18 protein-coding genes are annotated in these 22,486 nt (G+C 50.9%); 13 read left to right on the top strand and 5 right to left on the bottom strand.

Translation table 11 applies throughout. From position 1 onward, the window contains the following. Positions 1 to 24 precede the first annotated feature (24 nt). Complete coding sequence (locus BLQ88_RS04765) at positions 25 to 366, bottom strand: hypothetical protein (protein ID WP_090147253.1); 342 nt, start codon at positions 364 to 366, stop codon at positions 25 to 27. A gap of 209 nt (positions 367 to 575) precedes the next feature. Here BLQ88_RS04765 and BLQ88_RS04760 point away from each other — a divergent pair, with 209 nt between their 5' ends. The 10 genes from BLQ88_RS04760 to BLQ88_RS04715 all read left to right on the top strand — a co-directional run bounded on the left by BLQ88_RS04760 (position 576) and on the right by BLQ88_RS04715 (position 13,716). After that, positions 576 to 1,490 (top strand): lysophospholipid acyltransferase family protein, encoded by a 915-nt coding sequence (locus BLQ88_RS04760; RefSeq protein WP_090147252.1) that lies wholly within the window; start codon positions 576 to 578, stop codon positions 1,488 to 1,490. Further along, positions 1,483 to 2,472: a glycosyltransferase family 9 protein gene (locus BLQ88_RS04755; RefSeq protein ID WP_090147250.1), complete on the top strand. Its 990-nt coding sequence runs from the start codon at positions 1,483 to 1,485 to the stop codon at positions 2,470 to 2,472. Before BLQ88_RS04760 ends, BLQ88_RS04755 begins: the two co-directional genes overlap by 8 nt. Before the next feature lie 42 nt (positions 2,473 to 2,514). Beyond that, entirely contained in the window at positions 2,515 to 3,414 is a 900-nt protein-coding gene (locus BLQ88_RS04750) for a carbon-nitrogen hydrolase (RefSeq protein WP_090147248.1), read from the top strand. 637 nt (positions 3,415 to 4,051) lie between these two features. Next, positions 4,052 to 7,207 carry a SusC/RagA family TonB-linked outer membrane protein gene (locus BLQ88_RS04745; protein ID WP_090147247.1) on the top strand — a complete coding sequence of 1,052 codons (3,156 nt, stop codon included), beginning with the start codon at positions 4,052 to 4,054 and terminating at the stop codon, positions 7,205 to 7,207. A 40-nt stretch (positions 7,208 to 7,247) separates the two neighbouring features. Continuing rightward, positions 7,248 to 8,726: a SusD/RagB family nutrient-binding outer membrane lipoprotein gene (locus tag BLQ88_RS04740; protein WP_090147245.1), complete on the top strand. Its 1,479-nt coding sequence runs from the start codon at positions 7,248 to 7,250 to the stop codon at positions 8,724 to 8,726. Between the two features lie 33 nt (positions 8,727 to 8,759). Beyond that, entirely contained in the window at positions 8,760 to 9,236 is a 477-nt protein-coding gene (locus BLQ88_RS04735; protein WP_090147244.1) for a hypothetical protein, read from the top strand. 106 nt (positions 9,237 to 9,342) lie between these two features. Continuing rightward, positions 9,343 to 10,530, top strand: coding sequence for a pyridoxal phosphate-dependent aminotransferase (locus BLQ88_RS04730; protein WP_090147242.1), 1,188 nt, complete (start codon positions 9,343 to 9,345; stop codon positions 10,528 to 10,530). A gap of 305 nt (positions 10,531 to 10,835) precedes the next feature. Beyond that, on the top strand, positions 10,836 to 11,936 hold the full coding sequence (locus tag BLQ88_RS04725; RefSeq protein WP_090147241.1) for an AEC family transporter: 1,101 nt from the start codon (positions 10,836 to 10,838) through the stop codon (positions 11,934 to 11,936). Positions 11,937 to 11,946: 10 nt separating this feature from the next. Beyond that, a complete protein-coding gene (locus BLQ88_RS04720; protein ID WP_090147239.1) occupies positions 11,947 to 12,534 on the top strand; it encodes a hypothetical protein in 588 nt (195 codons plus the stop codon). Between the two features lie 123 nt (positions 12,535 to 12,657). Next, positions 12,658 to 13,716: an agmatine deiminase family protein gene (locus BLQ88_RS04715; protein ID WP_090147238.1), complete on the top strand. Its 1,059-nt coding sequence runs from the start codon at positions 12,658 to 12,660 to the stop codon at positions 13,714 to 13,716. A 57-nt stretch (positions 13,717 to 13,773) separates the two neighbouring features. On the opposite strand, the gene BLQ88_RS04710 is transcribed toward BLQ88_RS04715, so the two are convergent. The 3 genes from BLQ88_RS04710 to BLQ88_RS04700 all read right to left on the bottom strand — a co-directional run bounded on the left by BLQ88_RS04710 (position 13,774) and on the right by BLQ88_RS04700 (position 15,903). Continuing rightward, positions 13,774 to 14,493 (bottom strand): hypothetical protein, encoded by a 720-nt coding sequence (locus BLQ88_RS04710; protein WP_090147236.1) that lies wholly within the window; start codon positions 14,491 to 14,493, stop codon positions 13,774 to 13,776. A 127-nt stretch (positions 14,494 to 14,620) separates the two neighbouring features. Continuing rightward, positions 14,621 to 15,040: a hypothetical protein gene (locus BLQ88_RS04705; protein ID WP_090147234.1), complete on the bottom strand. Its 420-nt coding sequence runs from the start codon at positions 15,038 to 15,040 to the stop codon at positions 14,621 to 14,623. A 59-nt stretch (positions 15,041 to 15,099) separates the two neighbouring features. Beyond that, complete coding sequence (locus BLQ88_RS04700; RefSeq protein ID WP_090147233.1) at positions 15,100 to 15,903, bottom strand: glycoside hydrolase family 25 protein; 804 nt, start codon at positions 15,901 to 15,903, stop codon at positions 15,100 to 15,102. A 169-nt stretch (positions 15,904 to 16,072) separates the two neighbouring features. On the opposite strand from BLQ88_RS04700, the gene BLQ88_RS04695 reads away from it, so the two are divergent. After that, positions 16,073 to 16,441 carry a T9SS type A sorting domain-containing protein gene (locus tag BLQ88_RS04695; protein WP_229212579.1) on the top strand — a complete coding sequence of 123 codons (369 nt, stop codon included), beginning with the start codon at positions 16,073 to 16,075 and terminating at the stop codon, positions 16,439 to 16,441. A 77-nt stretch (positions 16,442 to 16,518) separates the two neighbouring features. Here BLQ88_RS04695 and leuS read toward each other — a convergent pair whose 3' ends face one another. After that, positions 16,519 to 19,398: a leucine--tRNA ligase gene (leuS, locus tag BLQ88_RS04690; protein WP_090147231.1), complete on the bottom strand. Its 2,880-nt coding sequence runs from the start codon at positions 19,396 to 19,398 to the stop codon at positions 16,519 to 16,521. A gap of 395 nt (positions 19,399 to 19,793) precedes the next feature. Between leuS and BLQ88_RS04685 the strand changes: the two genes are divergently transcribed. Both BLQ88_RS04685 and BLQ88_RS04680 read left to right on the top strand, forming a co-directional pair. Continuing rightward, the gene (locus BLQ88_RS04685; protein ID WP_090147230.1) at positions 19,794 to 21,284 is read left to right on the top strand and encodes a helix-turn-helix domain-containing protein; all 1,491 of its coding nucleotides are present in this window, start codon (positions 19,794 to 19,796) and stop codon (positions 21,282 to 21,284) included. Positions 21,285 to 21,475: 191 nt separating this feature from the next. Continuing rightward, a complete protein-coding gene (locus tag BLQ88_RS04680) occupies positions 21,476 to 22,426 on the top strand; it encodes a sterol desaturase family protein (protein ID WP_090147228.1) in 951 nt (316 codons plus the stop codon). The last annotated feature ends 60 nt before the right edge of the window (positions 22,427 to 22,486 follow it).

The raw sequence follows: 22,486 nt of genomic DNA, 5'->3' as shown, positions 1-22,486 counted from the left end.
ATCTGAAAGGAAATTTGCGGTTAATCAAAGCAGGCCGAGTAGCCAGTCGATATTGATACTGTTTTCGTGGCCGCGGAATTCGAGGAAATAAATCAATCCTGCTAAAATTACATAGCTGATAAACAGCCACTTCTTTTTCACTTCGTACTGATCGCGGTGGTGAAAATAGTCGTACACCATTGATGCGGAGAAAGCGGAGACCATCAGTACTAAACAAAGTATACCGCAATCCTGGCGGTAATGCTTGTAAAAATGCAATGCCGGCGCACCCAGCGCAATGTACATCAGCCAGAAACCGAATCCGATTCGGTACAGGTAGACGCTTAGTCTGCGATCATTTTTGATATCAAATAATCCTTCCAGCATAGCATTAATTCTACTGTTTGAACCAGTGAATATAAACAAAATCGATATCCGATCCTACATGGAAGGCTTGGCAGTAGCGCCGCAAGCGCCTAATTTACAATGCGTCTAAGCTCCGAACTACTGCCGTTCAACCGGTTATTTCGGGTAAAATACAATCAAAGTGCTAACTTTGCAGCTTAATTACCGTTTTAGTACAAGATGCCCCTCACATGAAAGCGTTCACCACTCAATTGTTTCTGATGCTGCTCAATGCGGTTTCGAAGCTGTCCTGGGGAGCGCTCTACAAGCTTTCCGACATCTTTCGTTTCCTCATATTCGACATTGGCCAGTACAGAAAAAAGGTCGTGCTGAACAATCTCCGAAACAGTTTCCCTGCCTCCGACGAGCAGACAATCCACGCGATTGCGGCTAAATTCTACCGCAATTTCACGGATATCATGTTCGAAACGATCAAACTCAAATCCATAACCAGGGAAGATTTACTTGCCCGGATCGATCTCGATGTTTCTATCCTGGACCGATATTACGAGAAAAATCAGAACCTGGTGGTTGTAGCGGGACACCTCGGAAACTGGGAAATGATGAACCTCTTCGGTTCCGCCCGACTCAGGCACCAGATGGTTGTCGTGTACCACGAGCTTCAAAACGATGCATTCGAAAATTGGTTTAAGGACGTGCGGACACGCTTCGGCACCGAAATGGTCACCATGAAAGAAGCCATTTCCAAAGCCATGCAGCCGCGCGACAGGCCTTTCATATTTATACTCATCAACGACCAGTCGCCCGTACCGGAAAAGGCTTTCTGGACGAAATTCCTTCACCAGGACACCGGCGTGTTCCGGGGTGTGGAAACGATTGCGAGGCGGCTCAATTCCCCGGTTTTATATATGGCTGTATTGAAAAATGAGCTGAAACGCGGTTTTTACCGGGGCTACTTCAAACTGATCACTGAAACGCCGAAACAAGTACCGAACAACAGCATTTTGCAGGCACAGATCGGTTTCATGGAAAAGGACATCATTGACCAGCCCGATAACTGGCTATGGTCACATAAGCGTTGGAAACACAAAAAGCCGGAAAATCTCCCGCAATCACAACTTTTACAGGAAATCCAAAGTGAATAAACCGGTCAAATTCCTCATCCTGCGCTTTTCTTCCATCGGCGATATCGTACTCACAACGCCCGTGGTGCGCTGCCTGAAAAAGCACATGCCGGAGGCCGAAGTCCATTATTTTACCAAAAGCAAATTCGAATTCCTGCTGCGGGACAATCCTTACATCGATAAGGTATGGCTGCTGGAAAAAAGCAATGCGAAAGCACTGCTGGCATTGCTCAAAGAGGAAAAATTCGACTACATCATTGATCTCCACCGCAACATCCGGACGCTCCGCATTAAATGGACGCTCGGCGTGCCCGCATTCAGTTTCGAGAAATTGAATGTGCAAAAGTGGCTTATGACGCAGTTCAAGATCAACTACCTGCCTGATACCCACATTGTGGACCGCTGTCTGGATACCTTAAAAGCATTCAACATTCAAAACGACGGCGAGGGGCTCGACTATTTTATTCCCTACAAAGACCAGGTAGAACTCGAATGGCTGCCGGAAACACACCGTAACAGCTACGTGGCCTACGCGATCGGCGGGCAGCATTTCACCAAGAAAATGCCGGTACCGCGCATGATCGATCTTTGCCGGAAAATCAACCATCCTATCATTTTGCTGGGTGGTCCCGAGGACTCGGAAGCGGGGGAAGCCATTCGCAATGCATTGGGCGATATACAAATTTTCAATGCATGCGGCAAATACAGTTTCAACCAATCGGCTTCCTTAATACAAAAAGCATTGGTCGTGTTCTCGCACGACACAGGTTTAATGCACGTCGCGGCCGCGTTCAGGAAGAAAGTGTATTCAATTTGGGGGAATACCATTCCGGAATTCGGGATGTATCCCTACCGCACGGCATTTGAAAAGCTGGAAGTGAAAGGCCTGGATTGCCGGCCGTGCTCAAAGATCGGTCATAGCAAATGTCCGAAAGGTCATTTCAAATGCATGAACGATATTTCATTCGATTTCCCGATCCCAGAACTCCCGCGGTCAATTTAGTGTTGCATTTCAGTCCGATAATCATCCACACAAAAATCCAAAATGGCAAAAAAAGTAAACATTGGTCTGGTGCAAATGAGCTGCACTTCGGACGTTGATGCTAACTTTCAGAAGGCTACCGAAAAAATCCGCGAAGCGGCACAAAAAGGCGCGAATATTATCTGTCTGCAAGAGCTGTTCAAATCGCTCTATTTCTGCGACGTCGAAGACCACGGCAATTTCAGCCTCGCCGAAGCCATTCCAGGTCCGTCTACGGACTCATTAGGCACATTGGCGAAGGAGCTGGGCGTGGTGATCATTGCCTCGCTGTTCGAAAAACGCGCGCACGGTTTGTACCATAACACCACCGCCGTACTCGACGCCGACGGCGCTTACCTGGGCAAGTACCGCAAAATGCATATTCCCGACGATCCGGGCTACTACGAAAAATTCTATTTCACGCCGGGGGATGCGCCGGTTACCGAGCAGGATACCGACGGCTACCGGATTTTCAATACCAAATTTGCCAAAATAGGCGTGCTCATTTGCTGGGACCAATGGTACCCCGAAGCAGCCCGCATTACCAGCCTCATGGGCGCGGAAATCCTCTTCTACCCTACCGCCATCGGCTGGGATACAAATGAGACCGATCCGATCATCAATGAAGAACAATACGGAGCGTGGCAAACCGTGCAGCGCGGCCATGCTGTCGCGAATGGCGTGTATGTCGTGTCCGTTAACCGCGTCGGTCGCGAGGCCGATCAGCAGTTCTGGGGCGGCTCGTTCATTGCCAATCCGCAGGGGAGGCTGCTATACCTCGCGCCGCACGAAGGCGAAGTCACGCACGTGGAAGAACTGGACCTCGATAAGCTGGATTTCTACCGAACCACCTGGCCGTTCCTCCGCGACCGTCGCGTGGATTCGTACCGCCCGATCTTGAAGCGGTTCATCGACCAGCCCTGATTTCGAAATATAATTATTTTAATACACTTCAAAAGAGCGCTCTGAAACCGGGGCGCTCTTTGTCGTTTTGGATTAGTAAAATTTTATATCAAATTATTACAATTATAGTCTGTAACGATTTTAAATGACCAATTTTTATTGCAAAAAACTGCAAGTTTTTAATCTAATCTCTTGCATTATTTCACATTGTCAGTATATTTGAAAAGTCATTAAACGAATGACAGAACTTCTGAACCGAAGATATATTCCAGCCGCACATGAATATATCTGGTAGTGTTGTCAGGAACTTGCCGCAAATCCGATAGGCAAATCGTAGCCATCTGATAAGTTCGCTCCAACACGATATAATTTTTTTAATACAGTTTTCTTAATACCGTGGACAAACAACGCTTGTCGACGTCTGGCTTTCCTATGGCCTAACCGAAACTGTTCGCACTGCGTGTGCCCTGCGTACGCCCTGTTTGTCCTCGATTAAAGAGGGTATTGCTTTCCGGAAAAGCAGTGTTGCAAGCTTATGGCTGTGTTGTTCTGTCCATGCGAAAGTGTGTGCGGCGCACGGAAGTGTGGACGCCACACAGCCATAACTTTTTCTCCTCCTACTACTACCGACTACCTAACAATTTAACCCTGGTTCCCCATGCGTAAAGTTCTACTCTTATTTATATGGGTTTGTCTGTGTTCGCCGCTCGCTTTCGCACAAGTGCGCCAGTTGACCGGCAAAGTAACAGCGGCCGAAGATGGTCTCGGACTTGCAGGCGCGTCAATCATTTACAAAGGCACCAATGTGGGCACAAATGCCGACGTTGACGGCAATTTCAGCTTTTCCGTTCCGGGCGACGGTATACTCGTCGTTTCATATGTAGGTTTCCTGATCAAAGAAATGCCGATCGGCAACCAAACCAAATTTGACATCAAACTGGACGCCGACACGCGCCAGCTCGCCGAGGTGGTGGTAACCGCATTCGGTATCGAGCGCGAGAAAAAGGCGTTGGGATATACCGTACAGGAAGTAAAGGGCAGCGCGTTGACGGAATCGCGTTCGACGAACGTGGCGAATGCACTTTCAGGTAAAATTGCCGGCGTTCGCGTGCAATCCAACGGCGGCCCGGGCAGTGGTTCTACGATCCAGATCCGCGGCTCGTCGTCCGTTTCGGGCAATAACCAGCCGCTGATCGTCATCGACGGCGTGCCGATGGAGCAAACCGCCAACAAAACCTGGGGCGGCGGCATTTCGGAGATCAACCCCGACAATATCAAGGAAATGTCGGTACTCAAAGGGCCTAATGCAGCAGCATTGTACGGCTCCCGCGCTGCCAACGGCGTTATTTTGATTACTACCAAAAACGGCCAGGGTACCAAAGGCCTCGGGGTGGATATTAACTCCAACATCACTTTCGAACGCCCGTGGATCAAACCAAATTTCCAGAATACCTACGGCGGTGGTAACGGCTACCGCACCTGGTACAACGATGGATGGAGCGGTAACATCACCGATCCGGCAGAAATTGCCCAATACCGCGCAGTTTACGATGCAAGATATCCTCTGGTGGGATCAGAGGGGACCGACGAAAGCTGGGGAGCTCCGATGGACGGACGCCTGGTGAGACAGTGGTGGACGGGTGACGATGTTGCGCCACTGACTCCTCAGCCCAACAACTGGGACGAGTACTGGAACACTGGCCGCACGACCACCAACAGCATTGCGCTCAATGGCGGTAACGACAAAGGCTATTTCCGCCTCGGCCTGAGCCGCGTGGATCAGACGGGTATTATGTATTACAATGATTTTCACCGCAATAACTTCCGTATTAACTCGGGCTATAACCTCACCAAGAACCTCAGCATTACGCTTTCGGGCGAGTATATCAAATCGGGCTCGGACAATAAAAGCTATGGCAGCGGACAGGAGTTCATCTGGTCGCACCGCCACGTTTCCTGGGCACAATTGCGTGATTATGAAAGCTATATCGACGTGCACAACCAGCGTGGCAACGACACCGACCCGCCTAACTGGCAGCATACTTTCTTCACGAACCCGTATTTCTCACAAAAGAAGCTGCCACAAAGCAATGAGAAGGACCGCTTGCTGGGTAACATCGCATTGAACTACAAGATTTTGCCTTCGCTCAGCATTATGCTCCGCAGCGGCACCGATTACTGGTCGGATACGCGCATTAACGTGTCCAACTTCCTGCGCGTCCGCAACGGCGTGCGCACACCGGGCCGGTTCTCGGAAGAAGTGCTACGCAGCCAGGAGACCAACTCGGATTTTATGCTGACTTACAATAAGAACATCAATGCAGATTTCGGATTGAATGTGCAGGTAGGCGGTATCAAAAGGACTAATTATTACAAAAGAAACTATTTCTATGTAGGTGAAATGGTGGTGGACGGCCTCTATAATGCCGGAAACTCGGTACCGAGCCAGAATACGATCGAAAGCCTTATCCGGAAATCGGAAACGCAGAGCTTGTTCGGAACGGCCAACCTTTCATGGAGGGATGCATTGTTCCTCGACCTAACGGCCCGCAACGACTGGTCGAGCACACTGCCTGCGAATGCACGCTCGTACTTCTACCCTTCCGCTTCATTGAGTGCGGTATTGACGGAGCTTTTCGATGTAAAAAGCAATGTATTCACGTTCGGCAAAGTCCGCGCCAGCTATGCCCAGGTAGGTAACGACGCCACGCCTTACCAGTTAGCCCAAACTTATCTCGCGAAAGGTTCATGGAATGGCGCGGTGCCCAAATTTTCCGAAAATATCGAGATCGCCAACAGCGGCCTGAAACCTGAGATCACTACCGGTCTCGAACTTGGTGCCGACCTGCGGTTCCTGAAAGGCAAAATCGGGCTGGATGTGACTTACTATAACCAGACGACCAAAGACCAGATCCTCGGCGTGGAAATTTCCAAGGCGAGCGGCTACAACACCCGCATTCTGAATGCCGGAAAGATCACCAACAAGGGCGTCGAAATCTCGGTTTCGGGAACGCCTGTGAAGCTACCGGGCGGTTTCAGCTGGGACGTGTCGCTTAACTGGGCGCGCAACCGCAACAAAGTGGTGGAACTCGCGGAAGGTCTGACGACCTACACCCTCGCGACGCAACGCGGCATGTCGTCGGAAGCACGCGTAGGCCAGCCATACGGCACATTCTACGGTGTAGGTTTCCAGAAGTATAACGGGCAGATCGTTTACGGCGCGAATGGCTTGCCATTGACCGCCGCCGGGCAAAAGCTGGGCAATATCCAGCCCGACTGGATCGGTGGTATGCTGAATACGTTGAACTACAAAGGCTGGTCGCTGAGCGCGCTGGTGGACGTTCGCATGGGCGGCGACATTTATGACGAAGGTACGGGTACCGCCCGCTGGACAGGCCAGTATGCCGAAACCGCATTAGGCCGCGAGGAAGGCGTGATCGGCCAGGGCGTGCGTGAGGTAACCGCTGCGGATGGCACGAAATCGTATATCCCGAACGACATTATCGTGACAGCTAATCAATTATACGGCTATGCCAACCCGCGTAACTACCACGAATCGGCGATCTTCGATGCGAGCTATGTGAAACTGCGCGAATTGTCGCTCGGCTATTCTTTCAGCCCTGCGTTATTGAAAAAGGTAAAGATCCAGTCGGCCAAGATCTCCCTGGTAGGCCGGAACGTCTGGATGATCTTCAAAAACACCCCGCACATCGACCCTGAAATCGACGCGAAAGGCGGGAACGAACAAGGATTCGGTTATGGCGAACTGCCTAGCTCCCGCAGCATCGGTGCAAACCTCTCGCTGTCGTTCTGATCCCTTCCCAAATCATTTGAAGACCTAAAAGCATTACGAGATGAAAAGCATTTTGACCCATAAAAACATCTGGATGACCGCCCTCGCCGGCGCATTGAGCATCACCAGCTGCACCAAGGATTTCGACAGCATGAACGTGAGCCCGAACAGCCCTACCGCCATCGGCCCGCAATACCTGCTTCCTACCGGCATCGAAACGTCCGTAGACCGCTACTGGGGCCACCGCGACCGCTTCGAGCGCATCAACATCGACGCCGCCGAATTGTACGTGCAGCATTTGACCCGTAATATTTATAGTAATGAAGGCGACGATTACACGGTTTCGCCCGCATTGCTGTCCAACAACTGGAAAGGCTTTTTCAACGAAGGGCTGCTAAACTTCCAACGCATTATTAACCAAACCAACCCGGAATCCGCTTCACCTAACGCTAATTATGAAGGAGTCGCGCTGGTCATGCGCACGTGGGTGTTCTCGCTGCTCGTGGACATGTACGGCTCCATTCCCTACACCGACGCGATCAAAGGCACCGCCAGCGAGGCGGTTTACACGCCGAAATACGACTCGATGGAAACCATTTACGCAGGTTTGCTGAACGACCTGAAAATGGCCAACGAGAAGCTGACCGTCGGAGGTCCGGCCGTTGCAGGTGACATTTTGTATGAAGGGAATATTTTGAAATGGAAAAAATTTGCCAATTCGCTCCGCCTGCGCCTTGCTAACCGGCAGGCTGCCAAGAAACCGGCCGAATCGAAAGCCATTTTTGCGGAAATCCTCGGCGATGCTGCCAAGTTCCCGATTTTCACCAGCAATGCCGACAATGCATCCCTGAAATGCACCACCGTATTGCCCAGCAACAATGAATGGAACCAGATCCTGATCCAGGGCGGCCGTACCGACTGGAACATCAGCAAGACGCTGGCCGACAAGATGAATGCATTGGGCGACACCCGCATTACCGTGTATGCCAATCCTAACAAGGACGGCCTCTACCAGGGCCACGCCAATGGTCTGCCCGACGCCATCGCGACCGGCTACCTCGCTACCAGCTCCACCATCGGCAAAGCATTCACCGATGCCGCCGCACCGGAAGTGATCATGACCTACGCCGACCTCAACTTCGTACTGGCCGAAGCCGTGCTGGACGGAGACGCTACCGGTGATGCCAAAAAGTATTTCGAACAAGGCATTACGGCCTCATTTGCCCAATATGGCCTCACTCCGCCAGCGGGTTACATCACCAAAGCCGGACCCGCTAGCAAGGAAAAGGTGCTCGAACAGAAATGGATTTCGCTTTTCGGGCAAGGCGTGGAAGCGTGGATCGAATGGCGCAGAACAGGGTTTCCGGTATTCCCCGCTGCCGACCCCCGCGCGGTGCTGAACAACGGCGGCATTCTCCCTACCCGCTTCAATTACCCTGCTTCCGAGTACTCGCTCAACGCCGCGTCCGTTGCCGACGGCGTGAAGCTTAATGGCGGCGCCGACGACATGAAAACCAAGCTGTGGTGGGCTGAGAAATAACGGTTTATTCTCCATTCAAAGACTTTGACGAATATGAAAAATATCCAATCGCTTTTCCCCTGTCTGCTGCTCGCATTGTCACTCGGGTTTGTGTCCTGCAAAGAAGAAGATCCTTTTCTCAACCGCGACGTGGCGCCGGTGCTTGTCGACATTGTCGGAGCCCCGTTCGGCGCGCCCATTGCCAGCGAACCAACCGTTACCTACGCCGCCACCGCCGAAAAGCTGACGCTCTCCGCCCGGTTGCTGGAACTCGACAAGACCAATATCCTGGACCATACCAAAGGCATCGACTCGATCCCGGTCCCGAACCTGTCCATTAAAATCACGCTTCGCACGGGCGCTGTCCTCGGCGAGGTCACTTCCGATGCACAGGGTGTGGTGAAGCTCGAAAAAACCTGGGCCGACCTGGGCATAACCGCACCGAAAGCGGGGAGTATTACCAAGATATCCTGGTCGGGAAGCCATAAGGGCATCGCATTTACGCGATTCTCGCAAGTACAAGCTAACTAACTGAAAAACAACCACTATACGCGTCGCACCTGACCCGTTTATTTGTAACTTGAATCAAGATTTTTACTCCTTAACATCCATCGTCACGTACTTAAACATTTGAACAATGAATCACAACATCGACCGTCGGAACTTGTTAAAATCCGGTTTAATGGCATTGGGCGGAATCGCCATCGCCCCGCACCTTACTGCCGGCGCTTTTGAAACTACCCCATTGTCACTGGACCCCGAAAACCGCATTTACCGCAGCCCAATGGTACGCGAGCATTTCCTGCCGGCAGACTACAAGGCGCCTAAGATCATTGCCAAATTAAGTTCGAACGAAAATCCTTACGGCCCGCCGATGTCGGCGCAGAAAGCGGTGGGTGAGTCCGTGAAAAACGGCAACCGCTACGCCTGGAAGGAAATGTACGACCTCATCGATAAAATCGCGAAGAAAGAAGGCGTTACCGCAGAGCACATTATGATGGGCCCCGGCTCGTCCGACTTGTTGGAAAAAGTAGCATTGGTAACGTTCATGAAAGGCGGCAATATCGTTTCCGCCGACCCTTGCTATATGTCGCTCGTGAGCGTGGCGAAGTCCGTAGGTGCTACCTGGAAGCCTGTACCGTGTACAGCCGACTGGTCGCATGACCTGAAAGCCATGGAAGCGGCCATCGACAAGGATACCAAACTGGTTTATGTTTGTAACCCCAATAACCCGACCGGCGCCATTACCAAAGGCCAGGACCTGCTCGACTTCTGCTCGCGGGTTTCCGAAAAAGTGCCGGTTTTTGTGGATGAGGCTTACATCGAGCTCGCGGTAGGCGCAGATACACAAAGCATGGTTTCGCTTTTGGCACAGAAGAAAAACGTGATCATCGCCCGCACTTTCTCGAAAATCATGGGTATGGCCGGTATCCGCGTGGGCTACATTGCCGCGCAGCCTGAGTTCCTTGCCGGTATCAACAAAATCACCCGCGGGGGAATGGGTATTTCGTACACGTCGATCTTCGCGGCATCCGCCAGCCTCGACGACAAGGATTTCCAGGGCAACACCCGCAAGCTCAACCACGAAGCGAAAACCTATCTCTACGAAAACCTCGACAAAATGGGTTACAAATACATCCCGTCATACACCAACTTCGTGCTCTTCCCGATCTCTATCCCGGGCAAGGAACTGCTCTCGAAAATGACCGCCAAAGGCATCGCCGTCCGCTCCTTCGACGTCCAGAACAAACCGTGGTGTCGCGTGAGTATCGGTACGATGGATGAGATGAAAGCGTTTGTGGGTGCGTTGGGCGCGCTGAGCTAAGCATTAATTTGTTGTTACATCCCTACGGGATTCCGAAATGTTGTTGTGCATTGTTTTGCTACCAATGTTACGTGCCTGACGGCACTTATGCGCTTGGCGACAAATCGCGTAGCGATGTAATATTGGTAGCAAACATATCCGAAAACCAGCCGGTAATGCCGTAGGCATGTAACGACGATGTCAATACATGACAACATCCGATCACCACTGACAATACCATTTTCACTCCTGTTTACAACACCCCCGCGAAAGCGATACCCTTCTTGATCTTCGATACACTCCTATTACTTTAACTATTCCCGACCATGAGTGACGCATTGCAAAAAACCATTACGCTATTATTGTTAATTGCTTTGGGGTTGTTGCTCAAAAGCAAATTCAAGAACAAGGACCAGACCAACGGCATCAAGGAGATTATCCTCTCCGTGGCGCTGCCTTCAACGATATTTATTTCACTGATGAAAATCGACATCGATTCGTCGATGTTCGTCATCCCGCTTGTTACGCTGATCTTCAACTTCCTGATGTTCTTTTCCGCGCCGCTGGCATTCGCATTGTTCGGCATAGAAAAAAACAGTCCTACCGGTCGCACACTCATGATGCTCATTCCCTCGTTGGCGCCGGGGTTGTCGTGTTTTCCTTTCATTGCCGAGTTTTTGGGTGAAAAAAGCCTTGCTATCGCCGCATTGGCCGATGTGGGCAACAAGTTCTTCGTGCTTATTTCGCTTTACATTCTCGCGATGAATATGTTTCTCAAAAACAGCGACGATAAGGATACCAAAATGGGCGGCAAACTGAAAAGTCTCTTCGCCAGCATGTTCCAGGAGCCCATTAACCTGCTCATTTTCATCGCGATCATCCTTCTAAGCCTGGGGATCAACTACAACTCGTTACCGCCGCTGATTGTAGATATTTTTGATAAAACCAGCGCGATGATGACGCCGCTCGTGCTGCTGTTTATCGGTCTGGCGGTGCAACTAAAAGAGGGCAAGAAGCGTATTGTTGCATGTATCCTGTTCTTCCGTGCGGGCATTACGATGCTCATCAGCGCGGGGATGATCTACGTCCTGAACATTACCGACCAGAATATGGTGTTGCTTTCGATCGTTATTCCATTGAGCGCCGCCAGTTTCTGGCCACTTGCCCATATTTCCGCGTTCAACCTGCGGGAAGATGCGAAAGGTATGGCTAAGGAAAAAAGGACATTTGATCTGGAACTCGCTGTGTTGTTACTTGCATTCTCATTACCATTCTCAACGATTTTAATTTTGGCCATTCTGTCTTCCGGTTCATTTTTCGCACATACTTCTACGCTCATTACGGCCGGCCTGGTGCTGATATGCCTCGGCGCGGTGCCTAATGCACTTAGTAAGGTGTTTGTGAAAGTATCGAAGGCTTCTTCCTAATTAATACCGCATGAAATTTCTGACCACCAGTATTCTTTCACTCCTGTCACTCACCATTTTTGCCCAAACCGAAGTAACGGCCGTCAGCAGCATCCAGTCGCAGGCGACAATCCGGATTTCGAAAAGTACCAAACGGTGCAAGTACTTCTCGGCCAATGCGCCGGTGACAATGGCCGACGGCAGTGTCAAATCCATCGCGGACGTACGTGTGGGCGAGCATGTGAAGACGTGCAAGGACGGCAAAACGGCGACTACCCAAGTGAAGCAGATCGACGTTTTCGACCAGCCTACTTCGCCTTTGACGGCGGTGTATCTGCGCCCCGCCGAAGACAATGCCACCGCGGAATCGCCGATCGTGCCCGCATTATTGCTTGAAGCGACGCCGCATCACCATGTGCAGACGAATCATGGCAAAAAACGGATGAAAAAGCTCTCGAAAAAGGACATTCTTTATCATTATGAACCATCTACCGGCATCGTATCATCGTGGAAAGTGGGTGCGGTGCAGGAAAATGCGAGGCGCGTAAGCAAGGCCTACAACCTCGAAACCGTGGACGGTACGTACCTGGTCGACAATGTGATGGTCGCCAACAACTAAAATTATTATTGCTCAACGATAGGACAAAGCCCCGGCATCGGGGCTTTATTTTTTTGGTCAGCTTCAAAACCTTTTACGACCTTTGTACCTGGTTTTTGAGTAAAACAATACATTAAATATACCTTGACAGCAAATACCGCTTCATCGACGCCCCGCGAACTGGGTTTCACTTTCCCGGCCGAATGGGCCCCTCACCGCGCTACCTGGCTTACTTTCCCCCATAACGACGCCTCCTGGCAAGGCGATAAACTGGCCCAAATGCGGCCTCAGTACCTGGCATTCATCAACGCGATCAGTCAGGGAGAAAATGTCGGCATTATCGCCAACGACGAAGCGTTGAAAGCATTCATCATCGGCGAGCTCGACAAAACGGGTGTGGATTTGGCTAAAATTGAATTTATAGTAAAACCTACCAACGACGCCTGGTGCCGCGACCATGGTCCTGCTTTTGTGGTAAATCCTAAAACGGGTGAGAAAATGATCGTCGACTGGGGCCATAATGCCTGGGGAGGTAAATATCCGCCTTACGATGACGATAACCGGACGCCGCAAGCAGTTGCGGATTACCTGAATTTGCCGGTAGTAAACCCGGGCATCATTATGGAAGGCGGCTCGGTGGAATTCAATGGAGCGGGCAGCCTGCTCACCAGCAAATCATGCCTGCTGAACCCGAACCGCAACCCACATTTGAACCAGGGCCAGATCGAGCAAAAACTATATGATTATTACGGAATCGAGCAGGTTTTGTGGGTGGAAGACGGCATTGTAGGCGATGATACCGACGGCCATATCGACGATACGACGCGTTTTGTGAATGCGGACACCATCGTAGCCTGTGTAGAAACCGACCGCAGCGATGCCAATTTCGAAGTTTTGAACACCAACCTGCAAATGCTGAAAGCCATGCGCTTGCTGAATGGAAAGCAGCCGGACATCATCGAGCTGCCCATGCCGAAAGCGGTCATTATCGATGGTTTCCGTACGCCGGGTTCCTACGCCAACTTCCTGATCTGCAATGCAGGGGTGATCGTGCCGGTATTCAACAACCCGCACGACCAGCTCGCGATCGATATCCTGGAAAAAGCATTCAATGGCCGAAAGATCATTCCGCTTTTAGCTACGGAAATCATCTGGGGACAGGGCAGTTTCCACTGCCTGAGCCAGCAGGAGCCAGCCATTTAAAAGCAAAGCCGGGAAACGATCCAATCGCTTCCCGGCTTTTTTACTATCCGCCCTTTATTACATTTTGGGCTTTTTACGCGTAATGCCAACGGATTCGAAAACGTATTTGCGCGTATCCGAAGCACCGCTCTCCCATCTGATATTGATGCTGGGATGCGCCGGGTTTGCATACGAAAGCGGATTTCCCAGCACAGGCCGGTCGGTCACGGTAATATTGCCCCCGGATTTTAGCACAGTCAGGTTGAATTTACCCGTGTTCATATTCAAACTGATCACCAATGTGTGCGGCGTGTCGGGCGGAATGTTGCCTACGACTTCCTCCGACGCGGGAAATGCGGTGAGGATGCTCAACTGTCCGGCGGAATTAATATGCAACCGGGTAATCACTCCTGCCGACCCATCCGTAAAGTCGATCATTACCCGCTCACCGGAACCGGAATGCACGCCGGAGAATAAGTACCATATCGGCTGGGTGAAGTCCGACGAAATACCTTTGAAAATCACGAACTGGTTATGGGCAGTCAGGCCCGGCGTGTTGATCTCCGTAAATGTGAGGGCCTTTTCACCGGGATAACTGGACGCCGTCACTTTGAGGCGCGGTTGGAGTTCGGTACTGTATTGGATCTCGTCACCCGCCGGATTACCCGGGATGTTTTTCGCCGGCAGCTGTCCAACTGTTTCATTTTCAAAAGTCGAAGTCAGGATCGCAGTTGTTTTGCAGGATGTGAACAAGGATACGGTCAACAGTGCTGGCAGAAACAATCGAAAGGTTTTCATAGGTGTATTGAGTTTGGTGTTATTTAAAAGTAACACCTCTCCACCCCGGCTTTCAGCGTAGTAATACCTGCCTGATTATCCGGCTTTTGCTACGCATTAAAGCGCGCAATCCCACGTTATTTGCGCCTCATTGCTTTTCAAAGCCATACCATGGCACATTCGTAAAATCTTCACCCTGCAATGCCGCACCATTTACGTGGAGCTTTTTGGGTGCCGCCAGCGCCGTAACCATTATCAGGCGGCCGCTGGTGGTATTGTAAGAAAATTGCAGCCTTTTCTCGTCGGTAATCTCCACTTCGGTCGCCTTGTCACGACTTACTATTTCTGACCCATCAGCTCTCACGATCACTTTCGTCATATCGAAATCCAGCACATTCGGCGCATGCCGGGTTACAACCCAGGTGTATTTGGAAACGAAACCTGTGGGTGAAGCAATGGCATATTTGAACGTTCCGGTAAAGTTTGCGGTCGCATCGCCGCGGACAGGGTCACGCTGGGCGCACCCGGTAAAGAACAACACGGCGAGGATGAGGATAACGTTTTTCATAGCAGCAGTTCGTGAAGGATGTAACTGATACTAATACGTAAGTAACTCGGTTTAAATTATTAATTATCAGCCAAATTTTCCCAGTCGGTACGCTCGTGCAGGAATACGTTATAATCCACAAAGCCGCGGATGCCGTCTACCCACCCTTTTTCGCTGTGCTGCCAGAAAAGTACGTGCGCGTCGGACGCGAGGTCGTTCAGGTGCGTGCGCGAGTAACCCGCGAGCCAGAGCGGGTATTCGTCGAAGTTTCCGGCAATGTATTTCTTATAATAATGCTCGTTGACGTAAATGATAGGTTTCACGCCATAATGCGCCTCGATGAGCGTAAGCCAGTTGCGGACGCCTTTAATAATGATGTCGTCGGGCTTGCCGCCATTCACTTCCAGGTCCAGCACAGGCGGCAGATCGCCGGCCTCCATCCGTACCTGGCCGATGAAGTTATCCACCTGCCGGTCGGACATTACACGCGGATTATAGAAATGGTAAGCGCCGCGTTTCATCCCCACCCTTCTGGCCTCGGCCCAGTTGCGTTTAAACTGGCGGTCCAGGTGCGTGGCGCCTTCGGTGGCTTTGATATACACAAAATCAATACTCACATTCTCCGAGCGGGCGCTTTTGAGCTTATCCCAGTTGATCTTCGCATTATGGTGCGAAACGTCGATCCCGTGCACCGCATAACGCAGCGGCAGCTTGATCCCGAATTTGCTGATGAACTCCCATTGGTTTTCGTCCGTCCGGTCGTTCCACCAGATCAGCCCGCCGATCACCACTACAATGGCCCCGATAATGGCCCAACCCTTCGCCGGGAGCGGTTTCAGGTAGCTTACTTTACTGATTGAGGTGCGGGTCTTCTTTTTTGCCATACCCTGCAAAATTAAGAAAGAACATTATTCCCGGCATATCGCCATTCATTTTAGATTATTACCACTCGTGTACTATGTAATGCATAGTACCTTATATAGCCCATATATTTGAATCAACAAAACGGAATTATTAGCCATCATTTAAAAGAACATAGCCATGAAACCTTCAATGAAAACAATCGCAATGACAATGGTAATCGCTGCCACCTTCGCGTTCAACAGCTTCGCGGAAGATAAAGAAAGCAAAAAAGCAGCCGCATTCGGAACCGGTATTTTCGCTTCCAACAGTGGCAAGATCCACATCAACGTCGACAAGTACACCAGCGACAAAGCCGTGGTATTGATCACGAACCGCAGCGGAGCGACTTTCTACCGCGAGGTCATCAACCGTGATACCGACAAGTTCAGAAAAGCCTTCAATGTAAAAGAATTGCCTGCCGGCGTTTACACCATTGAAGTTTCCGCAAACGGTCAGAAAACCGAGAAGGAATTCGAAGTAGCCGAAATCCGCACCGAACGCCAGGTTTCCATCAAGTAACCAACCCCTATCCTGTAACAAAATGGCCAGCTCCGACACCGGGCTGGCCATTTTGTATTAGTATTTCAACCGTGGTATCAGATCACCACGTTCACGATCCGCTTCGGTACGACCACCACTTTTTTGGCCGGCTTACCTTCCATCCATTTCTGAACGGTAGCATCCGCCAGGACTTCCTTCTCGATATCCGCCGGCGGCGTGTCCAACGGGAATGTCAGCGAAGCGCGAACCTTGCCGTTGATCTGCACCGGATATTCGAATACCGATTCCTGCACATATTTCGCTTCGAAAACCGGGAATGCCGCTTTGGAGACTCCTCCTGCCTCATTACCCAATGCTGCCCACAATTCTTCCGAAATGTGCGGTGCGTAAGGAGAAAGCAGGATAACCAGTTGCTCCAACACTTCTTTGCTCTGGCATTTCTGGCTGCCCAGCTCATTCACACACACCATGAATGCACTCACGGCCGTATTGAAAGAGAAGTTTTCGATGTCCTCACCGATCTTTTTGATCGTTTTATGTAAACTCTTCAACTCCTCTGGCTTCGCCGGAACGTCTTTCACCTGCCACTGACCTGTTTCGGTATAAAACAATCTCCACAGCTTGCGGATGAAGCGGTAAGTTCCGTCGATACCATTCGTATTCCACGGTTTCGCCTGGTCCAATGGGCCGAGGAACATCTCGTATAGACGCAGGGTATCAGCCCCATAGCGCTCCACGATATCATCCGGGTTCACGACATTGAACTTCGATTTCGACATTTTCTCCACTTCCACGCCGCAAACGTATTTTCCGTCTTCGAGGATGAACTCCGCATTCTCGCCGGCAATGTCATGGCGCGTCGCCTTGAATTTCTCCACATCCAGCACATCGTTTTCGACGATATTCACATCCACGTGCAATGCGGAAACTTCGTATTGTGATTTCAAACCGGCGCTTACGAACACCGGCTTGCTGTAATCCTCTCCTTTCACCCGGAACACGAAATTGCTGCGTCCCTGGATCATACCCTGGTTGATCAGTTTCTTGAACGGCTCTTCTTCCTGCACAAAGCCACGGTCTTTCATGAATTTGTTCCAGAAACGACTGTACAGCAAGTGACCGGTAGCGTGCTCCGTTCCGCCGATGTACAAATCCACGTCTTTCCAATAATCAATGGCTTCTTTCGACGCGAATTCGTTTTCGTTTTTCGGGTCCATGTAGCGGTACCAGTACCAGCTGCTGCCCGCCCAGCCCGGCATGGTGCTCAGCTCGTACCCATTGCCCGAGCCGTGTTCCCAGCCTTGCGCGCGGCCCAGCGGCGGCTCGCCGTTTTCAGTCGGCAGGTATTTATCCACCTCCGGCAGGTTCAAAGGCAATTCGTTCAAGTCGAGCAGGTACGGCACCGGCTGGCCCTGGCTGTCATTTTTGTAATAAACAGGCACCGGCTCGCCCCAGTAGCGCTGGCGGCTGAATACGGCATCACGCAAGCGATAGTTGATTTTTCCTTTACCTAAACCTTTTTCTTCCAGTACATTAATCAACTTATCAGTCGCCTCTTTGTAGGTCAGTCCGTCGATAATGCCTGAATTGATATATTTTCCTTCCTTGGTCGCGTCGGCTTGTGTTTCAATGTCCTTTTGGGCGTCGAGGATCGGGATAATGGGCAGGTCGAAATGCTTCGCGAAATTCCAGTCGCGCTGGTCGCCGGATGGAACGGCCATTACCGCGCCGGTTCCGTAGCCCGCCAGCACATAGTCGGCAATGTAAACCGGCACTTTCTCCCCGCTGAACGGATTGAGCACGTACGCACCCGTGAATGCGCCCGAAACCGTTTTCACATCAGACATCCGGTCACGCTCCGACTTCTTCTGCGTCATGGCAATGTACGCATCGATTTCCCCACGCTGCTCCGGCGTCGAGATCACATCCACCAGCTCATGCTCCGGCGCGATCACCATAAACGTGACGCCGTAGATCGTGTCAACGCGCGTTGTGAAAACTTCTATATAGGGAGGAATGGAGGAAAGGGAGGATGGAGGAAGGGCAGGATTAAATTCCCCTTCCTCCCCTTCTTCCCTTTCCTCCCCTTCTTCCCACACTTGAAATTTGACCAGCGCTCCAACAGACCTCCCGATCCAATTCCGCTGCTGCTCCTTCAACGATTCCGTCCAATCCACCGTGTCCAGCCCGTCGATCAACCGTTGTGCATATGCGGTAATGCGCATCATCCACTGGCGCATCAGTTTCTGGATTACGGGGAAGCCGCCGCGTTCGGAAACGCCGTCTTTTACCTCGTCGTTCGACAATACCGAGCCTAATCCGGGGCACCAGTTTACGGTCGCATCCGCGACGTAGGTCAGGCGGTACTTCAATGTCATTTTATATTGTGCCTCTTCCGACCATGCATTCCACTCTTCGGCGGTGAATGGGGGGGTATCTTCGTCGGCAGGGGCATTTACTTTGGCATTACCTTCCTGCGCGAACCTCGCCGTCAGTGTTTCGATCGGTTCTGCCTTGTCGGTATCGTTATTGTACCAGCTATTGAACAGCTCGGAGAAAATCCATTGCGTCCATTTGTAGTAGTTCGGGTCGGACGTCCGCACTTCACGGTTCCAATCGTAGCTCAACCCCAGGTTTTTCAGCTGCTCGATATAGCGGGTAATGTTCTGCTCTGTCGTAATGGCCGGGTGCTGGCCGGTCTGGATCGCATATTGCTCTGCGGGCAGGCCGAAGCTGTCGAAACCCATTGGATGCAGCACGTTGAAGCCTTTCAGCCTTTTGTAGCGGGAATAGATGTCTGAGGCGATGTACCCCAGCGGATGGCCCACGTGCAAGCCCGCGCCCGAGGGGTACGGAAACATGTCCAACACATAATACTTAGGCAATTCCGACGCATTCGACACGCTGAAAGTGCCGTTTTGCTGCCAGTAGTCCTGCCATTTTTTTTCTATTTCCCGATGACTGTACTCGCTCATATCCTGTTAGTTGTTATGCTTTTCTCTGGTCAACCTGTGTGCATATCCGCCCAGAGTCCTGATTATCAGAAGGTAAAGCTTATGTTTAATTTCTGTTATCCCAAATAAACCGCAAAAATAGCGTTTTTTGATCGGATTAGGGGTGTCCGTTTCATTATTACGTGGTTATGTTGCTGACGGCCGACCGATGACCGCCGACAGCCGACCACGCGGTTGCGCCATTAACATATTATCACACCGTCGGCGGCCGGTGGTCAGCGGTCGGTGGTCAGCCGTCAGGCCCGTTTTTTTAACGTCCATGAAGGCCGAATCCGGGGCTATTTCTACTTTTGTGTTTCATTCGTTAAATTGCCTGCAAGCGAAATCGCACAAAATCAGGCCTATAAATCAGCACTGTGGCTATTAATCAGGATAATGTAAGGCTCGTTTTCGGACTTAAACTCAAACAGCTCCGGCTCGACAAGGGAATGTCGCTCAGCGAACTTTCCCAGCAATCGGGGTTGTCGATTTCCTATATCAATGAAATTGAAAAAGGTAAAAAGTATCCGAAAGCCGACAAAATCCTTGCATTAGCGGGTGCCATGGAGGTCGATTACGACACGCTGGTTTCTTTAAAACTGAGCAAACGGCTCGAACCGATTTCCGATCTGCTCAGCTCAAACATCCTGACGGAGCTGCCGCTCGAATTGTTCGGCATCGACCCCGCCAACCTGCTCGAAATCCTTTCCGACGCCCCTACCAAGATCAGCGCATTTGTAGGCACGCTCATCGAGATCGCCCGGAATTACAATATGTCGATCGAGAAGTTTTATTTCTCGGCATTGCGCACTTATCAGGAGATGCATGACAATTATTTCGAGGATATCGAACTGGAAGCCGAGCGTTTTCTCACCGAGCACAATGTAGCGGCAGCCACGCTCCTCGATGAACAACAGCTCGAAAGCATCCTGAAAGACCAGTACCAATACACGATCGAGCCTATCAACGAGCGCAACCATCCTGAATTTGCGACAGTTAGATCATTAACGATCACCAATGCAACCGGCACGCGCCTGCTGATCAATGCACATTTATCCTCCGTCCAGCGGGCATTTATCTATGGGCGTGAAATAGGGTATTTGTATTTAAATCTCAAAAACCGCCTGCATACGACGGCATTGGTGGAAGCGGAGTCGTTCGAGCAGCTTTTGAACAACTTCAAGGCATCCTATTTCGGCAGCGCCATCATCATCAAAAGAAGCCTCCTGGTACCAGCCATCGCCGATTTTTTTGCACAAAAAACCTGGCAGCCCGAAAAGCTCATCCAGCTCATTCACGATTTCAACACCACGCCGGAATCGTTCTGCTACCGGCTCAGCAATATCCTGCCGCGGTATTTTGGCATTAACCAGATCTTCTTCTCGCGTTTCAATAACTTCGTGGGTCAGAACATTTTCCACATGACGAAGGAAATGCACATTTCGAGAAAGCATTATCCCCACACCGTCCGCGACGAGCATTACTGCCGCCGTTGGGTAGCACTCACGATCCTGAACGATCTGGGCGACATTATTCTCACCAAACAGCCGCCTCGCATTCTCTGCAAAGCGCAAAAATCGACCTATATCGATACGCAGGACCAATATTTGGTAGTGAGTTTCGCACAACCGATGTCGCCTACGCCCAACCTGAACGTGAGCGTGTCCATGGGCATTTACCTCGACGAGCAGACGCGCGAAAAACTGGCATTTCTCGACGATCCCGCACTGACTTCCAGGGAAGTAAATCAAACCTGCGAGCGCTGTTCGCTGTTCGATTGCCGGGAACGCATTGCCGCGCCGGTGATTTTGCAAAAACGTCACAAAAACGAGGAGCTCAGAAAAGCGCTGAAACGGATGATTAACTAGTCGTTAACAGTAACTTATAGTATTTCAAAACGTAAACCCGGGAAATTTTGAACCTTCGATGGGGGTTTCCTGTACAATGAATGTCTGATAAGTAGGCTGCCGGTTGCTATTAAAAAAATCTTAGAAATCGGCAGGCCAAAACTTACAGTTCTCTTCTCAACTATCTTTGTTTATTATTTGAAGAAATTGCTATGCCCGGCACTTATGATTTTGAGGATCTCATTTTAAAACTGTCGACGCCCTTTTACATCTGTCTGATCGGTCTCGAGATCTTTTTAACATACCAAACACCCCATGAGGAACTGGCCAAACGCCCGGCCTATTCTTTTAAAGATACCTTCATGAATGCATTGCTGATGCTGCTCAACGGCGGGATCGATCTCCTGTTCCGCGCGGCATACGTGAGCGTGCTGATCTGGTTCTATAACTTCTCTTTTGTAGCACCGATCTCGACTCACTGGCTCTACTGGCTCGCATTGTTCCTTGCCGAAGACCTCGCATTCTACACATTGCATTATGTCGATCACCATTGCCGGCTGTTCTGGGCTGTGCATGTGACGCACCATTCGTCGGAGCATTTCAACCTCACTACCGGCTTCCGGTCGTCGGTATTCCAGCCGCTCTACCGGTTCATTTATTTCATACCGCTCGCATTGGTCGGCTTCAACCCAGCCGACATTATCGTAATGTATTCGATCACACAGATTTACGGCATCATTGTCCACACCGAATACGTGGGCAAGCTCGGCTGGCTGGAATACATTTTCGTGACACCCTCACACCACCGCGTGCATCACGCGAGCAACATTCAGTACCTGGATAAAAACATGGGCATGTGCCTGATCATCTGGGACCGCATTTTCGGTACTTTCCAGGAAGAGCTGCCCACCGAACCGCCGCGTTACGGGCTCACCAAATCCACGGAACAGCAAGGCCTGAGCCAGACCGTTTTCCACGAATGGAAAGCGATAGGCGATGATTTCGCACAACCGATAGATTTTAAAACAAAGCTGAAATACCTGCTAAAAGCACCTGGATGGTCGCCCGACGGCTCGCGGGAAACGAGTAAGGATTTGCAGCGGAAGCTGGCGGCTGCGCCGCCGACGGCCGACCGCAGTCTGGAGTCCGTTGAACATAGTTAATAGGATACTGCCTATCATCAACAAAAAGCCGCAAGCACAAACAATCGGCGGTCAGCGGTC

Origin of the sequence: Dyadobacter soli (assembly GCF_900101885.1) — a bacterium.
GTDB classification, from domain to species: Bacteria; Bacteroidota; Bacteroidia; order Cytophagales; family Spirosomataceae; genus Dyadobacter; species Dyadobacter soli.
The sequence above is the reverse complement of the archived record's forward strand: the minus strand, read 5'-3'. Positions and strand labels throughout refer to the sequence as shown.